Annotated in this window: 18 protein-coding genes and 3 pseudogenes; 15 read left to right on the top strand and 6 right to left on the bottom strand. The window is 42.7% G+C overall.

Annotation, left to right across the window (positions count from 1 at the left end):
* Window positions 1–359 precede the first annotated feature (359 nt).
* The 5 genes and pseudogenes from ACUUJN_RS14070 (at window position 360) to ACUUJN_RS14050 (ending at window position 5,490) form a co-directional block, all read left to right on the top strand.
* The gene (locus ACUUJN_RS14070) at window positions 360–1,316 is read left to right on the top strand and encodes a tyrosine-type recombinase/integrase (RefSeq protein ID WP_264453709.1); all 957 of its coding nucleotides are present in this window, start codon (window positions 360–362) and stop codon (window positions 1,314–1,316) included.
* Between the two features lie 455 nt (window positions 1,317–1,771).
* On the top strand, window positions 1,772–2,773 hold the full coding sequence (locus tag ACUUJN_RS14065) for an ROK family protein (RefSeq protein WP_484668607.1): 1,002 nt from the start codon (window positions 1,772–1,774) through the stop codon (window positions 2,771–2,773).
* Window positions 2,774–2,809: 36 nt separating this feature from the next.
* Window positions 2,810–3,187: pseudogene (locus tag ACUUJN_RS14060) on the top strand (MFS transporter); the annotation flags it as partial.
* Window positions 3,188–3,720: 533 nt separating this feature from the next.
* Entirely contained in the window at window positions 3,721–4,527 is an 807-nt protein-coding gene (locus ACUUJN_RS14055; protein ID WP_264453710.1) for an HAD family hydrolase, read from the top strand.
* A 60-nt stretch (window positions 4,528–4,587) separates the two neighbouring features.
* Window positions 4,588–5,490, top strand: a complete 903-nt coding sequence (locus tag ACUUJN_RS14050) for an ROK family protein (RefSeq protein ID WP_484668606.1) — start codon at window positions 4,588–4,590, stop codon at window positions 5,488–5,490.
* Between the two features lie 362 nt (window positions 5,491–5,852).
* Here the strand turns inward: ACUUJN_RS14050 and ACUUJN_RS14045 are convergent, their stop codons facing one another.
* Both ACUUJN_RS14045 and ACUUJN_RS14040 read right to left on the bottom strand, forming a co-directional pair.
* On the bottom strand, window positions 5,853–7,814 hold the full coding sequence (locus ACUUJN_RS14045) for an endonuclease MutS2 (protein WP_484668605.1): 1,962 nt from the start codon (window positions 7,812–7,814) through the stop codon (window positions 5,853–5,855).
* A gap of 694 nt (window positions 7,815–8,508) precedes the next feature.
* Window positions 8,509–9,693, bottom strand: a pseudogene (locus ACUUJN_RS14040) (IS1380 family transposase); the annotation flags it as partial.
* Window positions 9,694–9,798: 105 nt separating this feature from the next.
* On the opposite strand from ACUUJN_RS14040, the gene ACUUJN_RS14035 reads away from it, so the two are divergent.
* The 9 genes and pseudogenes from ACUUJN_RS14035 (at window position 9,799) to ACUUJN_RS13995 (ending at window position 17,244) form a co-directional block, all read left to right on the top strand.
* Entirely contained in the window at window positions 9,799–9,984 is a 186-nt protein-coding gene (locus ACUUJN_RS14035; protein ID WP_028541667.1) for a competence protein CoiA family protein, read from the top strand.
* Window positions 9,985–10,070: 86 nt separating this feature from the next.
* A complete protein-coding gene (locus tag ACUUJN_RS14030) occupies window positions 10,071–10,607 on the top strand; it encodes a hypothetical protein (RefSeq protein WP_053325564.1) in 537 nt (178 codons plus the stop codon).
* Between the two features lie 721 nt (window positions 10,608–11,328).
* Window positions 11,329–12,024 (top strand): response regulator transcription factor, encoded by a 696-nt coding sequence (locus tag ACUUJN_RS14025; RefSeq protein ID WP_484668604.1) that lies wholly within the window; start codon window positions 11,329–11,331, stop codon window positions 12,022–12,024.
* A gap of 1 nt (window position 12,025) precedes the next feature.
* Window positions 12,026–13,081: a HAMP domain-containing sensor histidine kinase gene (locus ACUUJN_RS14020; RefSeq protein ID WP_028541664.1), complete on the top strand. Its 1,056-nt coding sequence runs from the start codon at window positions 12,026–12,028 to the stop codon at window positions 13,079–13,081.
* 221 nt (window positions 13,082–13,302) lie between these two features.
* Window positions 13,303–14,484: an alpha/beta hydrolase family protein gene (locus tag ACUUJN_RS14015; protein ID WP_068942559.1), complete on the top strand. Its 1,182-nt coding sequence runs from the start codon at window positions 13,303–13,305 to the stop codon at window positions 14,482–14,484.
* 90 nt (window positions 14,485–14,574) lie between these two features.
* A complete protein-coding gene (locus ACUUJN_RS14010; protein WP_028541663.1) occupies window positions 14,575–15,525 on the top strand; it encodes an ABC transporter ATP-binding protein in 951 nt (316 codons plus the stop codon).
* A gap of 13 nt (window positions 15,526–15,538) precedes the next feature.
* Window positions 15,539–16,255 carry an ABC transporter permease gene (locus ACUUJN_RS14005; RefSeq protein WP_023988904.1) on the top strand — a complete coding sequence of 239 codons (717 nt, stop codon included), beginning with the start codon at window positions 15,539–15,541 and terminating at the stop codon, window positions 16,253–16,255.
* 375 nt (window positions 16,256–16,630) lie between these two features.
* Window positions 16,631–16,878 (top strand): annotated as a pseudogene (locus tag ACUUJN_RS14000) (YdeI/OmpD-associated family protein); the annotation flags it as partial.
* 72 nt (window positions 16,879–16,950) lie between these two features.
* A complete protein-coding gene (locus ACUUJN_RS13995) occupies window positions 16,951–17,244 on the top strand; it encodes an ROK family protein (protein WP_023988903.1) in 294 nt (97 codons plus the stop codon).
* Between the two features lie 159 nt (window positions 17,245–17,403).
* On the opposite strand, the gene ACUUJN_RS13990 is transcribed toward ACUUJN_RS13995, so the two are convergent.
* The 4 genes from ACUUJN_RS13990 to ACUUJN_RS13975 form a co-directional block, all read right to left on the bottom strand.
* The gene (locus tag ACUUJN_RS13990) at window positions 17,404–18,792 is read right to left on the bottom strand and encodes a sigma-54 interaction domain-containing protein (protein ID WP_028541659.1); all 1,389 of its coding nucleotides are present in this window, start codon (window positions 18,790–18,792) and stop codon (window positions 17,404–17,406) included.
* A gap of 190 nt (window positions 18,793–18,982) precedes the next feature.
* On the bottom strand, window positions 18,983–19,942 hold the full coding sequence (locus ACUUJN_RS13985; RefSeq protein WP_023988901.1) for a DUF561 domain-containing protein: 960 nt from the start codon (window positions 19,940–19,942) through the stop codon (window positions 18,983–18,985).
* Between the two features lie 83 nt (window positions 19,943–20,025).
* Window positions 20,026–21,270, bottom strand: coding sequence for an L-lactate MFS transporter (locus tag ACUUJN_RS13980; protein WP_023988900.1), 1,245 nt, complete (start codon window positions 21,268–21,270; stop codon window positions 20,026–20,028).
* Between the two features lie 117 nt (window positions 21,271–21,387).
* The gene (locus ACUUJN_RS13975) at window positions 21,388–22,995 is read right to left on the bottom strand and encodes an acyl CoA:acetate/3-ketoacid CoA transferase (protein ID WP_023988899.1); all 1,608 of its coding nucleotides are present in this window, start codon (window positions 22,993–22,995) and stop codon (window positions 21,388–21,390) included.
* A gap of 833 nt (window positions 22,996–23,828) precedes the next feature.
* On the opposite strand from ACUUJN_RS13975, the gene ACUUJN_RS13970 reads away from it, so the two are divergent.
* Window positions 23,829–24,125, top strand: coding sequence for a PTS sugar transporter subunit IIB (locus tag ACUUJN_RS13970; RefSeq protein ID WP_023988898.1), 297 nt, complete (start codon window positions 23,829–23,831; stop codon window positions 24,123–24,125).
* Window positions 24,126–24,889: the final 764 nt, after the last annotated feature.

Raw genomic sequence — 24,889 nt, 5'->3', positions numbered from 1 at the left:
ATTGGCTATTTAGTTTTGTTTTGGATATGAATGAATTACATTCGGAGAACTTTTCTTGAGCGTGTTTTAATTTGTCTACATTGTGGGATCGACCCCCTCTGACCCTATGCCACCCCGTTAAGTGCTTTGAAATGTCTGCTTGAAGGCGATACCAGGCTGGACAAGAGGGGAGCGCTTTATTTATACTTAAAAAGCGCTTAAAAAACAGCGTATAATATAAATTATACGCTGTTTAGGTTTAAAACGACTTTTAGAATCCCTCCTGCATAAGATGTCGATTGGATTGTCGATAAAAATCAGACGAAAATGATCGTTTTACAGTATATTTCGGAATATGAACTGAATTGGAGGCGAACGGGATGAAAAAAGAGTTACGACATGTGGGGCTCGATACAACTGAAGAAACTGATGAAATATATACTGAGGAGCTGGAAGCTTTTTTGATCTGGATGAAGGATGCGGGATATACGATACATACGCAAAAAAATTATATGGGGGATGTAAAGCAATTTTTACGCACGTTGCGTGAAAAACCACTCGATCAGGTGAAGAAGATTCATGTTATGTCGTATTTGTCTAAAGCGCGGGAGGGAGGCGCCGGAGATAGTACGCGGAACCGGAAGCATGCAGCGGTGAACAGTTTTTTTAAAGCGCTACAGGAATTTGAGTTATGCAGCACAAATCCGGCAGCGGGAATTAAAAAAGCAAAAACTGAAAAGAATCGTATGCCCGTCTATCTGGATGAAAAGGATATTCATCCGTTTTTGCTCGCGGTGGAGGGGAAATATGCAAATCGTAATATGGCTATTTTTCTGCTGATGGTCTACATGGGATTGCGGGTGGGGGAGGTTCATTCATTGAATGTCTCGGATTACAGCCGAGAAAGACGTACGTTAGATGTGTTCGGTAAAGGACGTAAGTGGCGTACTCTCCCGGTACCGGAAGCCGTATGTGATTTTGTAGAGCATGCGTTGGAGGAAAGATTGACGCCGTGGAGAGGTAAAGAGGATGCGATGTTCATATCCCAAAAAGGCCGCCGTCTGGCAGTGCGCACCATTCAACAGATCGCTACAGAAACGTTCGAACGATTCCAGCAAGATAAGAGTATAGATCGCCGGGAGGCTTATTCCAGCCATAAGCTGAGACATACATTTGCGACAATGCTATTACGTAAGGGAGCAGATCTGCGTACCGTACAGGAGCTACTGGGGCATTCATCCATTCAGACAACCACAGTATATACACATGTCACTGATCGGGAAAAAGAAAAAGCAATGGATAAGCTGGATATTCAGATACCGATATCAGGATTGTAAGTATAGCATGAAAGTTGAGATTAAACGAAAAATAGTTTACATAATAATCATTATGTAAACTCATCAGAGGAAGTTACATCCTGACTTGAAAATTACATCAACGGCTTTAGGTCATTATGATCATGAACGTAGTATTCTTTTTCATAGCGTTAGTTTTGTTTTTGATTGATTTGCTCCAACCTGATACTGATTAGCTGCCACCCAATCATTTTGCGCATACGATTTGATTTTGGTTCTTCAACAGCATTCTTCAATAGATTAGCCTCCTTATTTTAGCGATCATCTTATGTTAAGCATGAGAATAATTCAGAATCAGCTGGAAAGCAATAGTGAATTAAAGGTTAGTACGAAATTACCTTGACAAAGGTAATATTTTGCTGCAAAATTGGTAAAACAACTTAATAAAAATGGTTTATAAAGTTGTTTTATGATGTTATAAAAAGAAGGTGCTATGTATGGAAAAAGCTAATACAAATTTAATTAAAGAAATAAATCTGAACCTGGTTCGCAAAGTATTGAAACAGATCAGTAAGACAACAAAACCCCAACTAGCCGCATTGACTGATTTAAGTGTAGTAACTATCAATACCCTTATGCAGGAATTGCTTAATAATGGAGAGATCTTTGAAGATGAAATCGTTCCTTCAAACGGAGGCAGGCATGCGTTAACCTATCGTTTTAATTATGAGTATAGTCTAGCACTGATTATACATATTAATGAAAAACAAGGGACAGATGTAGTGTGTACTACGGTAGTGAATTTAAATGAGGATGCTCTGATGAAAGAAGAGCATCCCTTTCAAATTTTTAATGCTACACAATTTTATTCCACGATTCAAGACATCATTTCTCTCTATCCTTCCATTAAAGTTATTGGAATAGGAATCCCGGGACAATCTGTAAATGGAGAAATTACAGTCAGCAGTTATGAAAGATTAAATGGAATTCGGTTGGCAGAGGATGTGCAAAGCAAATTTGGTTTGCCGGTTATTGTGGAGAATGACGTAAATGCCGCTGTATGTGGTTACGTCTATAGAGAACAAATAGATGAAGATCAATGTGTACTGGCTATTTATTTTCCTGAGAATTCTCCACCAGGAATGGGGATTTATTTGCGAAATGGGGTTTTAAAAGGAAAACATGGATTGGCTGGTGAAATCAAATTCCTTCCGTCGATAGTTTGGGATGAGGGCAAGGGAACGGAGGTTTTCTTCAATAGTATATGTGAAATTATTCAAATATTACAATCTGTATTTGATCCTGATCGAATTGTGATCTATAGAGAGAATATAGAAGAGGTGTCTTTCTTTCATTTTTTAGAATCCTACAAATCTAAGCATAAGATGCCTTTGTATCCTGAGGTTATTCTCTCAGATTTATTTTATGAAGATTTTAAAACAGGGTTGAGAGGGTTAACTCTAAAAGAATTGGAACGTCCAATCATTGTCTTTAAATAATGTATATATGTGTAGTGAAGAGAGGGAGAGAAATAATGGCAACGTGTTGCCGCGATACAAAATCCCATAACCGAAATCCAATCAGACTACTCACAGAGAGATCACAATACTGTACAAGTTAAGAACATCCCCAAACAAAAGCTAATTCGAATGAAAGGAGTTAAGAACACGCTTATTGCTTTTTTGTTTTATTGTGGTGTGGAAGCCATGGTGGGCTTATGGGGAGCCAGCTATTTGGTAGGGGCCAGAAACATTACAGCCGAAACTGCAGCTGGCTGGATATCCTTATACTACGGTGGAATTACGATAGGCAGGCTTATTACGGGGTTCGTAACTTTAAAAATAAATAATCGTATGTTAATTCTGGCTGGCCAACTTACTGCAATTACAGGAGGACTCATTTTGTTGCTTCCTTTTTATGCTGTTCAGTTCAGAACAAGTGAATCGTACATTGAAAAAGAGAACTTTGAACGGTTAATCCAAGATTATATCTTAAATCATAAACATCCATGACAAAAATGTGCTTTTCTATAAATTATCGCTTGACCTGAAACGCGTTTCATCAGCTAAAGTAAACGTGTAACCTAAAAGAGAAAGCGAGGGCACTCTATGATCTCACTGATTTTACTTTGCTCAGTTATATGGGGTGGTACTTTTTGGTGCTTAGCATTATCCGGGCAGCCTAAGGAAGTAAAACCTTACCGCTCCATCGATGATTTTTTTGAATAACTTTGTATGTACACTTAATAAAGAGGCTTTTTTTACTCGCTTTATTAATATGTTTAATTAAATGGTTTAATAAGTGTACAGGGTATGTAATGCACCTATTAAATGAATGTTTGAAGATTTTAATAGAGATTTTGATGTTGATCCATGGAAAGAAAATGAAAAGCCGTAAATTAAACTTGGCTAATAAAGATCTTTATATATTAAGGGAGGATTTATATATGTTTAAACTGGTAGTAAGTGATCTGGATGGTACTTTTCTGAATAATAGTGGCACTTTCGATGTCGATTTATTTAATCAGGTGTATGGAGAAATGCAAGAAAGTAATATTTCCTTTGTAGCCTGTACAGGCAAGCAGTGTGAAAGAGTAGAAGAATTATTTGGCGAGCACGGAAAAGGGATCTGGATCTTAGGGGACAGTGCTACGCGGATTAAAAAGGATGGAGTCGTCGTCAAAGAGTTTACGATTGAACGCAATTTAGCATTACAAGCGATAAGAGATATCGAAAGTTTTTCCAATGACTTCATTATCATAGCATGTACAACGGAAGCAGCATTTGTTCATTCTTATATTCAAGACGAATACTATAAAATTGTGAAAGGCTCGTACAAAGAAGTGATTAAGATTGATTCATTTGATCAAATCAACAGTAGCTTTCTTAAAATAACTGTATATGATCCATCTGGAAAAAGTTCCTTATTAAGAAAACATGTTGAAAAGACTCTAATGGATCAAATTTATATTGTTGATTCTGAAGCAAATTGGCTGGATATTACAGCACTTCATACCCATAAAGGGGAGACGGTAAGAAAACTCCAAGAGATATTGGGGGTTACTGAGGATGAGACCCTGTCTTTTGGAGATGGTGAAAATGATGTGGAACTTATGAGTATAGCAAAATATAGTTTTGCTATGAAAAACGCATGTGAGAATACTAAAAATGCTGCCAGTTTTATCACTAAATCCAACGAAGAAAACGGTGTCTTATTAACGATAAAAAAAATGATGGATTTACAAAAACAATAATATTAATTATCGTTATGGAGAGAAGACCCCAAATTGCCTCATGAAAGGACTATACGTAGCATGAAAAATAAAATACTGGTTTTTGATATTGGTGGCTCTTTTATTAAATTTAGTTTGTATTTTCAAGGTGAATTTATGTGCAAGGGGAAAGTTAAAACTCCATTGGACTCACTTGAGAATCTGCTTGTAGCTTTGAAGCAAATTCATAATCAGTTTATGGATGAATGTGAAGGTATAGCCGTCAGTATGCCAGGTATTGTGAATTCTGAAAGCGGTCACATGGTGCATGGCGGTTCATTAAGATATATAAATGATATAAATATGCTTGACGTTTTTAAGAAAGCGTTTCACAAGCCTGTAGCGATTGAAAATGATGGAAAGTGTGCTGCTCTTGGAGAAGCATGGCGTGGTTCATTACAAGGGATTACCGATGGTGTCGTTCTGGTCGTTGGAACAGGGATGGGCGGTGGAATCATCTCTCAAGGGAAATTGTTGAAGGGCCATCATTTATCAGCTGGGGAGTTCTCCTTCATTAGAACGAACAACGAAAATGCAGACAATGATGATTACTTGCTTGGTATGCAAGGGAGTAGTTTTGTTTTAACTAAAACCGTTGCGAAAGCCAAAGACCTTCCTGCAGATTCTATGACAGGTGAAAAGATATTCAAGTTCATTGAAGAAGGTGATGGCACGGTCCAAACGATTTTTCGAGAATACTGTAGGAACATCGCAACACAAATCATTAATTTGCAATCCATACTTGATCCTGAAAAGTTTGTAATTGGGGGAGGCATATCTGAAAATCCATTACTGGTTATTACCATTAGGGAAGAGATAGAAAAGCTTTATAAGGATTCTTTCTATAATTTTGTGCGTGCAGATATTGAACAAAGTAGATTAGGCAATGAAGCGAATTTGCAAGGTGCTATATATAACTACAAACAATCCTATCATCTTGAATGATAACAAAAGTTATATTTCGATGAGCGCGGGATTGAGTATTACAAACAAATAAAATAACAATAAAAGAGCGTGCCTTAACTTTGGACACGCTTTTTTTGCATTACAGACGTTTGATATAGGAGCTTTATATAATGAAGCTGGATTGAAGGTTAGAAGCCGAGTTTTACATGAACTTTGGATGTCTGATTTATCTTGTCCCTCTCTAGTAAGGAATCATTAAGTTTACATAATATATATTATGTTTTTTTTGTGTGGTAAAATCTGCAAGTGGATCACTCTTATCAAGTGTCCGCTTGCAGATTCAAGTTTCACTGACAATATAAAAATAACTTATTTTTTATATTGAGAATATACGCATGCGTCTATATTTCATTTTCCGGGGGAGATTCAATCATCACTCCTTCGACATGCTTGCGTCCCAGCAGTTTTCGTTTTTTGCGGTTTTCCTTGGTTTCTAAAACAATATCCAGATCATAGTCGTCAGGATACAATTCAGTAGCAGCGATGTGAAGGGCGAGCCTCTTTTTGTTTATGGTTAGCTTCTGTCCTTGGATTAAAATCCCGACATTCCCCCGTTCATCCTCGGTTTTGTATACAATTCCAGTTCGATCCAGGTAGCCTACATAAACACTATCACCAAGGGCAAATGGCTTGGTTTTGAGAGGAATTTCTTGTTTCCCCCGTTTTGTGACTGTACCGTCTAAAGCTGCTTTTTTAGGGAGAGGCTTATTTGCATCATCAGACTTTTCATCATCTACAGAAGGGGGAATAACAAACGATTCCTGTGTTTTCCGAGACACTCTGCCTGCAGAAATGGCCTCAGAACGCTCGATAATACGTGTCCACATGCCCAGCTTCAAGGCAATCGCATATGCATAGCTTTCTCCGGCCTCTCCAATGCGAAGTCGGTACAATGGTTGCAGCGTTTCGGTATCAAACTCCATACGAGCATTCTGAAATCCCGGTGTGTTTTCAGCAAAATGCTTGATTTCGCTAAAGTGGGTTGTAGCCACTACTGTCGCCCGGCGACGGTGGAATTCTTCTAGCAACGCGATAGAGAGGCCTACCCCTTCTCCCGGATCGGTACCAGATGCCATCTCGTCAATCAGGATCAGAGTAGAGTTGCCCGTCGTTTCTAAAATGCTAATCATGTTGCGGATGTGTGCAGAAAAGGTGCTCAAAGCATGTTCAATGCTTTGTCCATCCCCGATGTCAACCACAATTTCCTCGAATACAGCCATTCGGCTGCCATGCAAAACAGGTACCAGTAGCCCAGATTGCACCATTAATGTTAATAGACCGACGCTTTTGAGGGCCATCGTTTTTCCGCCTGTGTTCGGTCCGGTGATGATGAGTGAGGAATATCCTTCACCAATTGAGAAATCAAGCGGCACCATGGTATTGGACATCAACGGGTGACGTGCACCTCGGATGTCTATAATCCCGTCAAGGTTAAGTTCGACAGGGACAGCATCCAGAGTCATGGCGTATTTGGCTTTTGCCAATAAAAAATCCAGTACACCTACCGTCTCTGTATTGATGCTTAGTTCCCGATTGTATAACTCAGCCATTGCCGTTAGGTCTCCCAGTACTTTCATTTCTTCTTTTGATTCTTCTGCCATGTTCGCGCTCTGATCGAATTGCAGATTCGTGATCTCGGCAGGTTCAACGTAAACCGTTTGACCACTTCCCGATTCATCCAGTACATTGCCTTTCACTTGTTTACGGAATTCTTTTTTGATTGGAAGCACGTAACGGCCATTGCGCTGACTAATCATATTTTCCTGCATAATGGATCGGTGACGGCTGGTGAGAGAGTCAAGTTTTCTCTTGATACGTTCTTCAGTAACCGCAATTTTTTTGCGAATTTTAGCTAGTTCTTTACTGGCGATATCCGTCACACGTCCCGAATGAATACATCTTTCGATTTCGGATAGAAGTGGCTCCATGCTATACATGGAAGATGCATAAGCGCTGACGGTTGGAGCAGCGTCCGCCTTGGAATGCATATATTTTATTAGTTGAATGCAGCTTCTAATGAATTGGGCCATATGAGAAAAATCGCGCTCGCTGAACATATACCCGGTCCCGAGCAGATGAAGAATGTGCTCCATTCCTTCCAACGAAGGGACAGGGACGCTTGCTCCATGGCGAATGATCTGTAAGGCTTCGTTCGTTTCGTCAAGACGAATCTTAATTGTACGGATATCAGTAATTGGGCGCATAGAAGCAGCGTGACGCTTACCCAGGTAAGAAAAAGCACATTCGGAAACTCTTATTTTAATTTGATCATATTCCAAACGCAGCATTGTAGTTTCGTTCATGAATAAATCGCTCCTTTAGTTGTGTAGTGTCAGGATTTTGGAAACCTTGCTGTTAAAATAAAAAAGGGCGGAGAATGAACAAAACGTTCATTCTCCGCCCTTAAGGAAAGAGGGAATTTATCATCAAATAAGCCTGTTATGCAGCTTTTGTAGTTCCGAGTTCCGTGTTTCCAATTTATTCACGCAACAGCTCTTTTCTAAGCTATTTGGATCGAATGGAAGACGTTTAAAGGGAAGTTACAAAATCTGAAAACAAAAAAACCGCGCTGAACACAGCACGGAATAGGGCCTGGATGAAGATAATCCCGAAGGCGATTTATGATATCCGCATGTTCTTAACTAATATCAGGGTAACAACAAAGCAACAAACAAACCTGTCCCCGAAGGGTACAAGCGCCTGATGATACTCCCTGAATATGCAATTGCTTAGTTAAGAACGTTCACCGACATCAAAATCTCTCCCTTAATTGAAGATATAACCATACTATACGATTGGACAGGCGTTGAAGTCAAGGTCGACTTCTTTAATTCGATACAATGGTGATCATAAAAATAACATAATATATATTATCCTGAATTTCGAAAGCCCGTAAGATCAAAGAAGCCAGAGACTCACCGCTCAAAAAACCTGTAAGAATCAGGGTGTATTAACAGGGGGAATATTCCAAAACGGCTTACCAGCACGTAGATTCCGGAAGAATTCCAGACGAAACCTTGCAAACGTGTAGCCCCTATGAACCGGTTCGCAGCAATCTTGTTTGAATCGCTCGTACAGGTTATAGGCCAGTAATTTGACGAGCAGGTCAATTTCATTGGCTTCAAAAGAGCCCGTGGCGATTTTATCGATGGCAAATCCGCACTTGGCTTCCTGGATGTAGTTTTCCATACAACACCGCTGGTTGTAAAAGCGCCACAAATCGATGGATTCCCACTCCAGGCTCGTGACGATCGCTTCATACTCCCAATCGGTATCCAGCAGGAGACAAGCTTGGTCGTCCTGAACGACTTTCGCCTTGCGGATGACGGCGACCCGCCGCGGTTTCTTCCAAGACGTGGCTTGGTACCAAAGGGCGATGCCTTCAATGATCCAGTCTTCGTCCACGTAATGTTTCCAATACCGACAAGCGGCCACTTCAGCCGCCAAACGTTTGGTCCATTTCATTTTGCCCACATAGCCGATCTGCCGTCCTTTCCAGAGCGAATAGAAGTCTTCGCCGCAAAAGCCCTTGTCAAACCGGGCGTATTGGACCGGGTGCTGACCTAAGAGGTCAAAGGTCTCTTTCAGAAAAGGGGCGGCCTCGGTGGACGAGTGAACGTTTCCTGCCCGTAGCACGGCATTCAGGCAAAGGCGGGACTGTCCTTCAAAAGCGAGCAAGGGATGATAGCTTTTGCGCCCCGGCTTATGGGCATTCACGCCTTTCGCCGCTTGGGCCTGATTGCCGTAGACCGTCTCCACGGTCGAATCCAAATCGAGAATGAGCTTGGAGGGCAGACAAGGCCGGATCACTTCGAGGTTCACTTGCCGGAGTTCCATTCGTACATTAGGATTCGTTTTTCCCAGCCGATCCAGTTCCTTGTACAGAAGCGAGTGGTGTGGACAGCGTCCACCGAGAAACCGCTGAAGGAGGGAGTCCTTTTGCCATCGGCGAAAGTGAAACAGACACTCACAGCCCAGTATCCAGCCGACGATGAGGTATAGCAGAATGCGGTGCACTGGGAACAGCGCATTGTGAGCTTTGCCTCCGGTTAAGGTTTGGAGCACAAGGCTCAGTTTAATTTTTTCGAGATAATCGAGGAAGATCTTGCTTCCTCCGATGTTTGTGGACTGGTTTAGGGAAAATTAGGTCTTGATTTTATGGATGGGTGTGGTAGACTTCACCTAAAAGGTGCTCCTCTCTTTGGGTGATTTTGTTCTCGACAAACACCATTCTACCAAAGATTTGAGCCCTTTTTTTATTTTTTATAGAAGGTTACTTTCAGGATAATGTACAATTGGTTAAAAGGTAAATTTCCTAATGCATTTGTGGAATTTGAAGTGTATATCCCCACTACAAGGCAAATAGCAGATATTTATGTTGAGCATCAAGATGGGGAGTATGAGGGAATGAAATGGGCTTTTGAATTTCAGCATAGCCCCTCTTACCATTGCCCAATGGGAAGAACGTCATAATTTATTTGAGTCCGTTAGTATTCAAGATTTCTGGATCTTTGATAAGTCCAAATTCATGAAATTTTCTTCGGCTAGAGACTATACAGATGCTAGAAAAAGAGTGGATTTCGATGAATACATTTATAAAAAAACAGGTTTGGTATACTTTCTCGATGTCGAAGAAGCCAACCTTAACCATTGAGTTCAATTACTCTTTAACATCAAGAACGACCAATGTAAACGGCCACGATAGAAAACAATATTTTACTTATCATAATCCTGAAGATATTTCGGTTCCAATATCTAATGTGAGAGTAAGAAAATGCAAAACATACGATTACTGTGTTTTGGTTTCGGATAGTTTAGAACCATTCATGGAAGATCGATTGAGATATATCCTGAATCTTCTTTTACAAAAAAGTTTACAAGAGCGGGAAGAACTTTTTCTAAAAAAACTGCAAGAAATGGTTAGCTTTGCTAGCGCTATCTATGGAGAAAAGTTTATGAATCGCTTAAAGGTAATTATTGGGGATAGTGATAGGGAATTTTCTTATTATCAAACTTCAGTAGGTTCATTTGATGACGGATCTTATGATAAAGAGAGAACTTCAATAAATTTAAAGATAGCGAAGATATTTCATTAAGAGCATTAACAAAGCTTATTTCCCCTAGTGATTTTGTGCTGATTGGTGCTTTAAAGAGACAGGGGGACATGACTCTACGAGAGTATGTAACAAGTAAACACAAAAATGAGATCTCGTTAGTGGAGTATGTGTATACAGAGCACAGAGACACTCTGGATAGATTAACAAGGAGAAATAAAATCTTCGTAAATAAAATGCTGGAAGAGGTTAATATCAAGCTTTGTGTTCATGGTGGTGCACGTACTTCTACGGACTATGCAATTCAATATTTATACCTTGATTCTATTTACGAAGTGGAGAATTGCATCAACAAGATTAAGGAATTATTATTTATATCAGATCCATTTGCGTAATTCTGATCATCAATTGTTTAAAAATAGCCTACAATAGCCGGTACCAAAGAATCCTGAATCATGAAATTCATGAACACCGCATAAGAAGAAAGATTTTGCGCTGGTTGTTGATATTATTTATCCGAAAGGAATAAATGTTCGTATATTTATCTGTTCTAAATTGACACTGACGCCCATAACTCGACCGCTATTGAAGGGCATACCAGCTTGTTAAATCCAGAATTCCCCAAGGCGTTGCTCAAGCTCTTATTCCAGCGTATCCGGAACTGGAGAGGCGCTTTGAGCGCGACTTTTTTTGTCAATTCGAGTCCATGCGGTTCTTGTGTTATATAAATGCAGTCCATTTAAAGAGGTTGGGAGGTATAAAGATGGCAAAAACGATATTAGTTGTAGACGACGATGAAGAAATCGTAAAACTCATCACAAAGAGTTTAAGGTACGAGCAATTTGCAATAATTTCGGCATGTTCCGGGAAAGAAGCCTTATCTGCATTGGAAGAAAATCACATTGATTTCATCGTTCTTGATATAGTGATGCCTGATATGGATGGACTTGATGTCTGCAGAAGTATCCGAAATTCTTATAATGTCCCAATTCTGTTTTTAAGTGCGCGTGATAAGGACATTGATAAAATCGTCGGGCTCGAAATAGGAGCAGACGATTACATGACCAAACCTTTCAGTATTCAGGAGCTTGTCTCCAGGATAAAGGCTCACTTCAGAAAAGTGGACAGGCTTTTTAAAGAGTGGGATGAACTTAGTCCCAGTAACGAAAAGGCGGATGCTCCGCTCATTTTGAACGATAAGACGTTTGAAGCATTTCTGAATAGCAGGAAGCTCGACTTATCAACGAAGGAATTTCAGATTCTGTCTATCCTCATGCGCCACCCCAATCATGTATTGACTCGTGAGCAGATATATGAAAACGTCTGGGGAGACGAATACGGAGAAATAAATACCGTAACGGTTCATATAAAAAATATCCGTAAGAAACTTGGTTCTGAATATGACTTTATTAAAACAATATGGGGCATAGGATATAAATACACGGAAAGAGAGCAATAGTATGAAACTGAAAATAAAGCTTCCTCTTTTGTTCCTGCTGATGTTTATAATATTCATGTTTTCGATTGGAATGTATCTGAAGCTTGTCTTTGCAGTATATTCCCCTATACGCAGTTCATTGCTGGACTCGCGATATATAGCATTGCTTCTGCCCATATTTGCAATTGCCTGTTTCATATTTATTATTCTGATTATCTATATTCATTTTTGCATAGAGAAACCCATTCAGCTTCTGAATACCAGGCTTGAAGAAGTAAATATTGTACATCCACTGCCTCCGCTAGCTCTGAGAAGTAATGATGAGATCGGAGAACTTTATAAGCACTTCAATAAGATGGAGCATCGGCTTCAACTCGCGCACAAAGAGCAGATCGATATGATCGCGGCAATTGCCCACGACTTGAAAACACCCTTGACATCTATTAATGGTTTTACTGAACTGCTGGCTACACACAAGGATTTACCAGAAACTGAAAAGCAGGAATATTATGATTTGATTCAAAGGAAGTCAGGATATATGGTCGAACTCATCAATGATTTCTCCAGTTTCACCAAAGAAAAACTGGAGTTGGAATCTATGGTAGCTAAACCTGTAAAAGCATCAAAATTATTTGAAAACATTGCCCTTGAATATGAGTATGAGTTGGCGGGACTTGACAACGAGCTTACTTGCCGCCATTCATTCACGGAAAATATATTGCTGATGGTCAATGAACCGATGATACGTCGGGTTTTCGGCAACCTCTTTAGCAATGCTGTAAGATATGGAGGGAAAAATAAACTGAAAGTGTATATGACCGGATACCCGCTAGGACAGTATGCCTTTTTTCAAATCGAAGATAATGGAATTGGAGTGCCGGATAAGGATATATCTTCTCTGTTCCTCAAATTTTTCACTGTGGATAAATCGCGGCAAATCCAAAAGGGCGGGCTGGGTCTGGGTCTTGCAAGCTGTAAATCCATTATTGAACATCATAGGGGCGAAATTTGCGCCTACCCTTCCGAATATGGCGGTTTGGGGATAAGATTCAGCCTTCCCTTGGCCGCACAACACTGATTTTATTTTTGCACATTTTCTTTTACTACAGGAGTTAAAGGCTGCTGCCAGGTGTGAACACCCAGGCAGCAGCCTTTTTTGTTTTTTCAGCGGTTTATAGTTTTTTATATTCTCTTTATAAACATTTATTTTTCTTTTAAAGAAGCTTTATCTTTGTGTTGTAAAAATTACTTGTAGTAAAAAAACTACAATCACTAGAACTGGAAAAGGAGGATGTTGCAATGTCAATTGAGTTCAGCCGTTGGCCCAATAACTACATGATGTCATACCAAGTCACCAAAGCTTTAGGTATGGCAAGCCTCGGTGCTACGGACGTCACCGAGATCTACGAGGCCTGCAAAAAAATCGACCCCGATGACAAGGACACGTGGCACAGGGAATGGCTCATAACGGCTCAGGCATTGGAAAGACACGGCAAGGAGGCCGAAACGGCTGGAAACTGGTATACAGCACGAAACTGCTACATTCGTGCCTGCAATTACTACAGAATTGCGGAATATGTGGTGATGGATGATGACACCGAGAAAATCCGTATATTTAAGAAAGTAAATGAACTCTTCGAAGCTGCCGGAAAGTACTTCGATGTCCAACCGGAGAAGATCCAAGTCGATTACGAAGATGTCAAGTTGGATGGTTACTTCTTCTCCCCTTCCTGGAAAAAAGGTCCGAAGCCGACCCTTTTTGCTCTCAACGGTGGCGACGAGTGGTCAATTGAAAACTATTTCTGGCTAGGTCCCGCTTTTATTTCGTGTGGATATAACTTTCTGGTCTATGACCAGCCTGGCACCGGCCTCTCGCTGTACGAAAAGGGAAAAGGAAGACGAGCGGACAGTGAGGCTTTCCATTCCCGAGCAATCGACTTTCTTCTAACGCGGCCGGAAGTCGATCCCGATAAGATTATCGTGCACGGGGAGAGTTTTGCGGCTTACGACTCGCTGCGATTCGCTTCGTTCGATCACAGGATTGCTGCCGTCATCTCCGACGGCGGTACGCACGCCTTCGACTGGGATGCCATGCTTAAATGGATGCCGCCGAGTCTGGCCGCACACGGCATGAGAATTCTGGGGGCAAAAAGCTTGGAGGATTTTGCGGGGAATCCGCGTTTTGCCTATGATCTTGAGGGCGTGCTCCACCAGATAGAATGTCCGCTTCTTGTAATGCACGGAGCGGAAGAGATATTGGTTCAGCCAAATCCGCTGACACAAGCCTTGAAGAATTACGAGCAAGCGGGTTCGAAAAACAAGACGTTCTACCCGATAGAGGATAGACGACTTGGCGGATTAGAACACTGTCAGGTAGACAACATCAACGTGCTGCATGAGGTAGTGCTGAATTGGCTCTGCTCAATTGGGCTTGGGCCAGCCTCGCCTCGCTTAAGCGATTGCCAGGACATCATAAAGTAGATTTATTGAAAAATTTCTGATTGAGCTTGTTCAGGAGTGTCGTACTTAGAATCCTGAATAAGCTCTCTCTTTATGGAGGAGTTGAAGGCTATGAGTATTTTATCAAAGGAAAAAAATGGAGGAACGCCCGCCATACAAATTGAGGGAGTGCACAAAAAATTTGACGACTATATCGCATTGAACAATCTTTCGCTGGAGGTGAGCCGAGGAGAGATATTTGGATTTTTGGGACTGAATGGCGCTGGAAAGACAACGACCATAAAGATGCTCTTGGCGATGCTCAAGCCAACCTCCGGCAAGCTCTATATGTTAGGTGAAAAGGTCGATGCCGGAAACTATAAATTATGGGACAAGGTTGGATATTTGGAGGAGGCTACTTTTTATCCCGATTTAACTGTAGTTGAAAATCTTGACATAGCACGACGCATGCAAGGGGTGCCTGACAAAGATTCCGTAAATCGGGTTATCTATAAGTTGGGGCTTGAGCCGCACAAACAGAAAAAGGCAAAGAATCTTTCTTTAGGAAACAAACAGCGCCTGGGACTTGCGAAAGCAATGATTCACAATCCGGAAATTCTAATATTGGATGAGCCGATAAATGGCCTCGATCCCGCAGGCGTGGCGGAGATACGGAATATGTTATATGGCCTAGCGAAAAATTTCGGCGTAACTGTTTTTATATCCAGCCATCTGTTAGAGGAGCTCTCGAAAGTTTCCACACGCATTGGGATTATTCACAATGGCCATCTTGTTAAAGAAGTCGCAATGGATAAGCTGGAGCAATCGTTACAGAAAAACTTAGTGGTGAATGGCCGCGACAAACATGCCTTAAAGGAGGTGCTTGAAGAGCATGGATATGAATTTGAGGAGACAATAGACGGCTATATTAAACTAACCGATGACCACGCAGCGGATAGTCCTGAACGACTGGCCGAACTGCTGGTTAAATCCAATCAACCGCCAACATTGCTTCGAGTGATTACGGAGGATTTGGAAGGATATTTTCTCCGCACAATTGGTATGACAAGGGGGAATATATAAGGGGGAATATATAATGAATATTTTTTCTGTCTTACATTGTGAGATTCGCAAGATTATCCGCGCCAATGTGTTTTGGTTGGTATTTCTTATTTTTGCATTTGGGCCAATCATGATGGGTGTCGGAATTATTTTATCCAGTGACGCCGGCGGCATCAATTGGAAAATGTATTTAACCGAATTGCTTGATAGTCTTGCCCCGCTGGGACTTATCGGGTACACCTTTATCGCGGCATGGGTATTTGGACGAGAGTTTTCGGATAAAACAATTAAAGATTTGCTTGCAAAGCCCGTTTCCAGATCGAAAATTGTACTTTCCAAATTTATTGTAATTTTAGCATGGAGCCTATTACTTTCCATGTATATGTTTGCCATAGGTTTTGCCGTGGGGGGTATTCTAGGAGTTGCGGGCGGGTCAGCTTCTTTTATTTGGAATATCTTCTTTAAATTCATTATAACATCGCTATTGTTTATTATTGTTACCACACCAGGCACTCTTCTGGCCAATGTGAGCAAGGGATACTTGGCACCATTAGGACTCATCCTGATAATCGTCATTCTCTCAAATGTTTTGGCCTCTTTTGGATTCGCCCCCTATTTTCCGTGGACCATCCCGTCGGTATTTCAAAGCACCGGGTTTTTAAAGTTGAGTAGTATAATCATTCTTGCGTCTACGGGAATAGCCGGAATAGTCGGAACATTTGCCTGGTGGAGATTTGCCGAGCAGCAATAAACGCGCTACATGCACTGAGTTGTAGATATATCAATTATGAAAAGGAACAACAATCTCTCCGCTGCTCGCACGTTCATGCTTGACGATAAACTAAGCGCTGGATTGGAGAGTGTACCACCATATCTATCAAAGCGGCCGTAAACTTTATAAAACTGCCAGTGACAAAGGGCATAAATATAACGATCAGAGCAAGTTTTCGAAAATTATTGAATGCAACGGCTCGCATTATTTCATTACATTAAATTATCCCGGTATTGTCAAATTGAATATGGAAGATCACCGTATAGAAATTATAGACGAGCGGATAGAACCCGTTCAAAAGATGATCTTTGACCCTGAGCGCGGCTATTTGTCCAACAGTGTTTAGGAGGAGGCGCTGTTTGGATGGAGGAAGCCGGTCTTGCAGTGGAACTGAAAAACATGCCGAGTATACGGTTCCCGAAGAACTGCGGCTTAAATTCGAGGAGCGACCGGACCTAAAAACGGCGTTTGAAGCGTTGACGCTCGGACGCCAGAGAGCGTATCTGCTGTATTTTTCAGAACCGAAGCAGTTCAAAACGCGCGTTTCAAGGGTTGAAAAATACACACAGCCCGTTCTGGAGGGCAAAGGGTTGAACGATTAGAACGGACAAATGGATCGGATAGTCTCAAGAAATACGAAAGGCGAGGAACATCTGCCGAAGAGCAGGTGTTTTTTGCTTAGAATTACAGAGGGAGCAGCAACGATTTTTCAAGAATACTGTAGAAACATTGCAACTCAGATTATTAATTTACAAACAATTCTTGACCCTGAAAAGTTTGTAATTGGGGGAGGTATATCTGCGAATCCTTTACTCGTTGTTACCATTAAAGAAGAGCTAGAGAAGCTATATCTAGATTCGATCTTAAATTTTGTGCGTGCAGATATTGAGCAAAGTAAATTAGGCAATGAAGCCAATCTGCTAGGCGCTATATATAACTACAAGCAAACACATGATCTTGAAGTATGACATTCATTTTATTTTGACGGGTGCATAATTGAGAAAAATAAACCGTTACAAAAAAGAGTGCCTTTAACCTGAGACACGCTTTTTTGTATGAAAGCCACTAGTATAGGTGACTTCTATGAAAATGGGAAGGTTAGGCCCTGTGTGCTCTGTACTTCGTAGTTAAACCTTCAGCTTTGCAAGAATGTCCTCCATCTTCTTCAGCTTACGATAAACAGCGGAGCGATCAATTCCTAGCTGTCTGGCTGCTTCGGCACTATTGCCACCACAGACCTGCAGCATCTGCTGAATGTATCGTCCCTCGGTTAACGCCGTATATTCCTTCAGCCCGCTCAGTTGACTGCGATTGGCCTGAATGAAATGGTCCAATGTGAACCAGTCTGTAACTTGTTCGACCGGCTGCTGCTGGCGCAGCACGGTCTGATCAGTTACGATCAATCGTTCGATGTAATTACGAAGCTCACGCGCATTCCCATGCCATGGCTCGGCTAGCATTCTTTGAAATTCGTCCGCTGGCAATACATACTTTTTATCATATACCTTATTGAAATGAGCAATAAAGCTGGAAATCAGTCCGACGAGATCCAGTCTGCGACTACGTAGCGGCGGGATATGGATCGGAATGACATTGATTCGATAGTACAAGTCCTCGCGAAACAATCCTTTTTTCACCATACTCCATAGATCACGATTGGTAGCAAATATCATCCGGCATTGAATGAGAATGGCTTCGGTGCTCCCCACACGCCGGAATTCACCACGCTCAAGCACATCAAGCAGTTTGGCCTGTATTTCCAGTGGAAGCTCGGCGACCTCATCAAAGAACAAAACGCCTCCTCTGGCCACCTCAAACAAGCCTTGCTTCTCGTCCATTAAGCCGGGCATAGCCCCCTGAACATATCCGAACAGCTCATATTCGAATAATGCGGCTGGAATAGCGGCACTATTAATCGGAATGAAAGGTCCGTTCCACTTCGCGCTCTGGCGGTGAATGTATTTGGCAATTACTGATTTGCCTGTCCCTGATTCGCCCAAAATCAGTACTTTGCTATCGTAAGAAGCAATCTGGTCACACACCTGAATAATTTGCTTCATCGCCAGGCTCTCAGCAATGATCCCGTTATTCTTAAGTACAGAGGCTGAAGTGACTGAACGTTTGCTGTTCTCATACGCATGTGGCAGCGTAGGGGCAGCTATGATGGATAATCCACCTTTATAGTTGTTAGTACTGGTAACAACGAGCTGCACCTCATCTGTACTATCAAGTATTGGAAGAGCAGTGGACTTGAGCTTAAAGCCACGTACAGTGTTGATATACTGAGTTACCTTTTGTTTGGACTGTATTGCTTTCATTGTTATTGATTCCTTGTAGTAGCCGGCTTTCACCAGGTCCTGTACATTGTAGCGCAACAGCTCCTCCAACGGAATGCCGATAGTCAAGGCAGTGAATTCATTGGAGATTAAAATATTACCTTTGGAATCCGTGACAAACAGAGGGGCAGGGGACTGATCGCTCTCATCGGTGGAACGTTTATCTATACGTCGGGTCATGATCGATCAACTCACTTTTGGATTATCGAGGCTATGCTGAAGTGATTGTTTCATTTTTATTATATCTGCTTTACGCTACGAACAACAGAGGTTACCCAGATAAAAATTAGCACGCAAATCTAATCAAAAAACGGACCGTTTCCTATTAAATATGGATATGGTCCGTTTTTTTCTTTGTTTACAAGTTATATTATACTGATGCTATCTGCTCACCGGTAATCTGTGTCTGTCCAAGACGATTTAGCAGTGCCTGCGCTTCGCTGAACATTGTCGTAATCATCTGCTCAACTGTCGTAATCTCGTCGCACAGGCCGCATATTTGTCCTGCCATGACCGAACCGCGATCTGTATCACCTTCGAAGACGGCTTTGCGCAGGGAGCCAAGGCTGATCTTCTCCAATTCGTCACGGGAGGCATGCTCTTGCTCCAGCTTGAGGTATTCGGCGATCATGCTGTTCTTGATGCTGCGGACGGGTCCACCGATGCTGCGTCCAGTAACCGTAGTGCTGGTATCGTCGGCGTCAATGACGGCTTGCTTGAAATTGTCATGCGTCGGGCATTCGACGGTGGTGAGGAAGCGCGTTCCGACCTGAACTCCCTGTGCGCCGAGTGCAAAGGCTGCTGCAATTCCGCGTCCATCGGCAATGCCGCCTGCGGCAACGACAGGGATGGATACGTTGCTAACAACCTGTGGAACGAGTGCCATGGTGGTTGTTTCACCGACATGGCCGCCAGCTTCTGTACCTTCGGCCACGAGGGCATGTACGCCGATAGCCTCCATTTTTTTGGCAATCTTGACGGAAGGGATGACGGCGATCACCTTAATGCCATGCTCCTTGAAGATTGGCATATACGGAGCTGGTGTGCCCGCGCCCGTCGTAACAATGTTGACTTTTTCCTCGACGATAACCTCGATCAATTCGGGAATATTATGCATCATCAGCATCAGATTTACGGCAAACGGCTTGTTGGTGGCTGCGCGAACCTTGCGAATTTCTTCACGAAGTACCTCAGCCGACATGCCGCCAGAGCCAATAATGCCCAGCCCGCCAGCATTGGATACAGCACTTACGAGTGGTTCACGGGCAATTTGGGCCATAGCACCTTGGAAAATAGGGTACTGGATACCGAGCAGTTCTGTAATATTCATGGTTAATTCCTCCAATATAAATTTATAGGTTGTACTATACTTAATACTAAAAATAGTGATTTGCTAATATAGCAACGGATTGATCAAACGGTTTCAACAGCAGCTGGTGCAGGGTTCTTACCATTTTCCAAGGCCTTATACAGGAATGTCAGCGCGAACCCGACCAAGGCAATAACGAGCGCAATGTAAAAGGCGTTGGTGAATATGCCGTTATTGGCGGCAGCTACCGAGTTCGCAATTCGCGGTCCAAAGAATGCGGCACCGGAATAGCCGATAAAGGTTATTCCGTAGTTGACACCATAGTATTTCATGCCAAATTTCTGTCCGACGATTGAAGGGAAGACGCCCATCGTACCACCAAAGCACAGGCCGATGCCAATAATGGCAATAGCAAATCCAACTATGGAGCCGGATAATGCAAGTGTCAGCATCATGGTGGCAATGACCAGATAGATCATCATCAGACAACGCAGATGGCCAATCTTGTCTGATATGGCTCCCCAGAAAATGCGTCCCAGACAGTTGCTAAGCGAATAAAGACTCACGAACAAGGCTGCTATACTGGCCGATAGACCGAACATCGTCTGGCCAATGACGGAAGCATTGGATGTAACCATCATGCCAGATAAAGCGCCGATCAGGAACAGGCAAGCAATGACGTAGAACAGGGGTTGCTTGATCATCTGCCGCCAGTTCAAGTTCACGGCAACCGGACGTAAACCTGACGTCTGCGGTGGTGTCCAACCAGCAGGGATATATCCTGCCGGACAAGCTTGAGTAAATAGCCCACCTGCCAAAATGACGATCAGAAAGGAGGTGCCAAGGATCATCATAGTGGTCTGAACTCCTGAGTGGGTAATCATCGCGTTTGCAAGTGGGGCAATGATTACTGTTCCACCGCCATAACCTGCAGTCACGATTCCAGCCGCGAGTCCGCGTTTGTCTGGGAAGAACTTGATGGTGTTACCGATTGTTGCCGCATAGACGACACCTTGTCCAAGACCAGAAATGATGCCATACGTCAGATATAGCATCCAAGGTGCAGTCGCAAGGCCAGTCAAGATGAAGCCAAGTCCAAACATGGTACCGCCAATGAAGATGGCAATTCTGGCACCTCCCCGGTCTACGAGCTTTCCGCCAAGAATCGCCGGAATCGGTGCAATTGCGCCGTTAATCGTAAAGGCCATCATAATTTCAGGCATGCTCACTGCAAGCATTTTACTCAGTGGCAGTGCAAAAATGCTGAAGGCGTAAATAGAGCCGACGCAAATATTGATCAGGGTCGCGGCGATTAGAATGCGCCAGCGATTCAGTTGTACATTTTCCATTTCGTGTTGGTCCTTTCTGATGCAGGATCAGTGCGCGTGGGATGAAGCATTACTCCGCAATTCCATAATTCGTGTCTGGTAGTCCGTTTGACAGCTACCGGTATCTCCTGAGCTGTACTATACAGTAGTCAAAGCGACATCCTCATGCTTCGCTTGCTCGCTACCCTTGATCGTAATCACGTCATGCAGCTTACCCCAATGTTCACAGAACATGCCGGCGTCCATTTCCTTCAGTTCTGGTGAGATGACAGGCATGAAGTCCATCTGATCGAGAATCTGGGTCTGCAAATCAATGCCAGGCGCGATCTCTGTCAGTGTCATTTTTCCATCTTGCAGCTGGAATACCGCACGTTCCGTCACATAGACGACCCGCTGCTTGACCTTGGTCGCATAAGAGCCACTGAAGGTAATTTGCTGGACCTCCTTCAGGAATTTCTTAGTTTTACCCTCCTGTACAATCCGTAGCTTGCCGTCCTCAACAGCAATTTGCAGGCCTCCTGCTGTGAAAGTTCCGGCAAAGACGAGCTTTTTGGCTGATTGGGAAATGTTGATAAAGCCGCCACAGCCAGTAACACGGGTACCGAACTTGCTGACATTCACATTCCCGGATTCGTCGGTCTGAGCCAGCCCTAGCACGGATAGATCAATACCACCACCGTCGTAAAAGTCGAACTGGGACACATGATCTACGATGGCCTCAGAGTTGTACGCATGCCCAAAATCCTTGATGCCTGCTGGTACGCCGCCGACTGAGCCTGCTTCGGTTGTCAAAATCAATTGGTCGCTGACGCCTTCCTCTGCCGCAACCGTAGCCACACATACCGGAATACCCACGCCAAGATTCAGAACGGTATTTGGTACTAGCTCAGCTGCGGAACGACGGGAGATAATTTTACGCTCGTCGAGCGGAATCACTTCCATGGCGTCCATCGGTACCTTCACATGTCCTGCGAAGGCAGGGCTGTATTGTGTGTTTTCAGTCTGGAAATGATTTTTCGGTTCGGAGATAATTAGATGATCGATCAGAATGCCTGGCACTCTAACATCCTTCGGATGCAGGGTCCCGTTCTTGGCCACAGTCTCTACCTGAGCAATTACGATACCGCCAGAATTGCGCACTGCCTGAGCAATCTGTAGAACCTCCATATGCAGGCCTTCCTTTTCCAGCGTCAAATTCCCGTTCTCGTCAGCTATGGTACCGCGGATCAATGCGACCTGAATCGGGAAGCTCTTATAGAACAGCCATTCTTCGCCTTCCAGTTCAATCAGCTTGACGATCTCCTCCGTTGTGCAGGCTGACATTTTGCCGCCTTCCACACGAGGGTCGACGAAGGTCTCCATGCCTATCTTGGTAATGACACCTGGGCGCTTGGCAGCAATTTCACGGAACAGCTGTGTGATTACGCCTTGCGGCAAATTGTAGGCTTCACATTTATTGTCTTCAATTAATTTAGCCATAGCAGGCGAAGCAAGGGCGATCCCGCCGATCCAGCGTTTGATCAGACCTTCATGGCCTAGATGGCTCATTCCCTTGGTCCGGCGGTCGCCAACCGCACTGGCATGAACAACTGTTAGGTTGCGAGGATGACCAGATTCCAAGAATCGTTCTTCGATGGCGATACCCATCTCCTCGGCCCAACAGGAGAGCCCAAATCCGCTTGCGGCAATGGTGACTCCATCCGGGATAAGTGCTGCTGCTTCACTCGCTGAAATGATTTTGGACATAGAGTGCTCACTCCTTCAATAAAATGGATTGAAATCATATGGATATAAGTACATATATTAGAAGTTCACATTACGTGCGGGCAAGCTGCCGAGTGTCATGTGCAAGCTAATTGCCGTCATCACGGAATAAGTAGAAAAATAGAAAAGCGGATATTCTGTTTATTGTGTGAAAACATTCACTTTCACTCCGGAATGAATTGTGAATATTTTCACTTGAATCATAATGCGTGTTTTTTTTCTCGTCAACGGGGGGCCAACGACTCGGGATAGAGGTGAGGAAGTGTAGCAAAATTGCGAATATGATGAGGGGTGAAAGGTTAGAAAAGCATGCAAATAAGGAAGAAAAATTGTTTATGGCAAGGGGCCTGAGCATAATAGAGCCTTGGAACACGGGATATAAAAGGAACGATGCCTTGTTTCAATAAGAAGAATCAAGGGGAGCCGAGGGAAAGTCTGGGGAAGTTATTATGCGTTGGCAAAAATGCAACACTTTCTTGATCTTGTGAGAATGGACGATGGGCAGAGGAGCCATTAAACCTTGAGGGTACTGGGGATATTCAGCAAGTAAGCACTATGTAAGTCCAATACATAACAATTCATATACCCAGGGCGAAGGGAGAATTCTGCATGAACAGTTTAAGGAGTTCAAAAATAATGAAAAAAATTTATGTTGTCTGTCGAGGTAGATTTTTTCGCAATTTTGCTACGATAGACTTTTTCGGAAATGGAAATACTTGACTGTAGAAACTTGGTATTACTTAGCTATCACAGTCCGTCCCGAGCTAAGAGCTACGTTTCGAGCCCTGTCCTCGAAGGAAGCAAACGCCTGATAAATGAAAAAGATATTGCTGGCTTGCGCAGGAGGATTTTCTACAAGTATGCTGGTGGAGAGAATGAAAGAGGCGGCTCGTGCACAAAATGTGGAAATTGTAATCGAAGCTTGTAGTGAGAGTAGCATAAGAGAGCATATGCCGGTCAATATTGTTATGCTGGGCCCCCAAATGGGACACGCGGAAGATGACGTGAAGAAAGAAGTGGGCAACGAGATTCCAGTCACTGTAATCAATATGATGAATTATGGAATGATGAATGGAGCGAACGTGCTGAAAACAGCGCTGGATATGATTTAAATCGCCAACTTTATAAAGCGTTATCATTCCTCACATTTAAACCTTTAAGACTACTTATAAGCAGTCTTAAAGGTTTTTTATTTCTGTATCCATAAGTTATGTTCAAGCATCCATATTTTGAAAATTCGATAAATTAAACAACAGAGATTAGATATTGATATGTTAAAACTACAGAATAGAAAATTAATCTCGCAATAAATATTATGTTAACTTAGTAGCGAATGGATGTTATTATCTTTTGGATGAGAATGATAATCATTATAATTGTAATCATGAATGGAACTCGTATGCACTACGAATCCAGATAAGGGAGGAAGCGATAACAAGATGAAGATACATAATTCTCCGTCTACATTTAATGATTACTATAACCATATAACCATATAGCCGATTCAAACCTTATAAACGATGAAAATGATCTCACTCAATCGGCATTGAAACATGAACATATTTATCATATACCCGAATAGTGGGGAAGCGGTGTGCATCGTACACATTTTTTACGTAAAGGCTTCGAGCTTTCGCACAGTAAAATGCTATTTCATGATCCAGTCCAGATTACAAGAAGGTTCGTTACGCCTTATTTAGAACTAGCGCTGAACATCGACTATTCAGCCGCCTGGTCCGTGGATGGCTTTTATTCAGAGCATAGGTTATCTCCATATCTTACGACATGGTTCGATTCTCTTGAAGGTGTTTTGATTTGTCTCACGTTATGGGGTCAGTCCCGTCCCCATTAATGCTAGTAGGGTGTTTTTAATTAA

The organism is Paenibacillus sp. LRG-1, assembly GCF_057220305.1.
Note: the sequence above shows the minus strand (reverse complement) of the source record. Positions and strands in the feature narration are given on the sequence as shown.

What these genes read in the sequence shown, in the direction of transcription:
- ACUUJN_RS14070 (WP_264453709.1), top strand. Translation starts at nt 360, where the DNA reads ATGAAAAAAGAGTTACGACATGTGGGGCTCGATACAACTGAAGAAACT.
- ACUUJN_RS14065 (WP_484668607.1), top strand. Translation starts at nt 1,772, where the DNA reads ATGGAAAAAGCTAATACAAATTTAATTAAAGAAATAAATCTGAACCTG.
- ACUUJN_RS14055 (WP_264453710.1), top strand. Translation starts at nt 3,721, where the DNA reads ATGTTTAAACTGGTAGTAAGTGATCTGGATGGTACTTTTCTGAATAAT.
- ACUUJN_RS14050 (WP_484668606.1), top strand. Translation starts at nt 4,588, where the DNA reads ATGAAAAATAAAATACTGGTTTTTGATATTGGTGGCTCTTTTATTAAA.
- ACUUJN_RS14045 (WP_484668605.1), bottom strand. Translation starts at nt 7,814, where the DNA reads ATGAACGAAACTACAATGCTGCGTTTGGAATATGATCAAATTAAAATA.
- ACUUJN_RS14035 (WP_028541667.1), top strand. Translation starts at nt 9,799, where the DNA reads ATGTACAATTGGTTAAAAGGTAAATTTCCTAATGCATTTGTGGAATTT.
- ACUUJN_RS14030 (WP_053325564.1), top strand. Translation starts at nt 10,071, where the DNA reads ATGCTAGAAAAAGAGTGGATTTCGATGAATACATTTATAAAAAAACAG.
- ACUUJN_RS14025 (WP_484668604.1), top strand. Translation starts at nt 11,329, where the DNA reads ATGGCAAAAACGATATTAGTTGTAGACGACGATGAAGAAATCGTAAAA.
- ACUUJN_RS14020 (WP_028541664.1), top strand. Translation starts at nt 12,026, where the DNA reads ATGAAACTGAAAATAAAGCTTCCTCTTTTGTTCCTGCTGATGTTTATA.
- ACUUJN_RS14015 (WP_068942559.1), top strand. Translation starts at nt 13,303, where the DNA reads ATGTCAATTGAGTTCAGCCGTTGGCCCAATAACTACATGATGTCATAC.
- ACUUJN_RS14010 (WP_028541663.1), top strand. Translation starts at nt 14,575, where the DNA reads ATGAGTATTTTATCAAAGGAAAAAAATGGAGGAACGCCCGCCATACAA.
- ACUUJN_RS14005 (WP_023988904.1), top strand. Translation starts at nt 15,539, where the DNA reads ATGAATATTTTTTCTGTCTTACATTGTGAGATTCGCAAGATTATCCGC.
- ACUUJN_RS13990 (WP_028541659.1), bottom strand. Translation starts at nt 18,792, where the DNA reads ATGACCCGACGTATAGATAAACGTTCCACCGATGAGAGCGATCAGTCC.
- ACUUJN_RS13985 (WP_023988901.1), bottom strand. Translation starts at nt 19,942, where the DNA reads ATGAATATTACAGAACTGCTCGGTATCCAGTACCCTATTTTCCAAGGT.
- ACUUJN_RS13980 (WP_023988900.1), bottom strand. Translation starts at nt 21,270, where the DNA reads ATGGAAAATGTACAACTGAATCGCTGGCGCATTCTAATCGCCGCGACC.
- ACUUJN_RS13975 (WP_023988899.1), bottom strand. Translation starts at nt 22,995, where the DNA reads ATGTCCAAAATCATTTCAGCGAGTGAAGCAGCAGCACTTATCCCGGAT.
- ACUUJN_RS13970 (WP_023988898.1), top strand. Translation starts at nt 23,829, where the DNA reads ATGAAAAAGATATTGCTGGCTTGCGCAGGAGGATTTTCTACAAGTATG.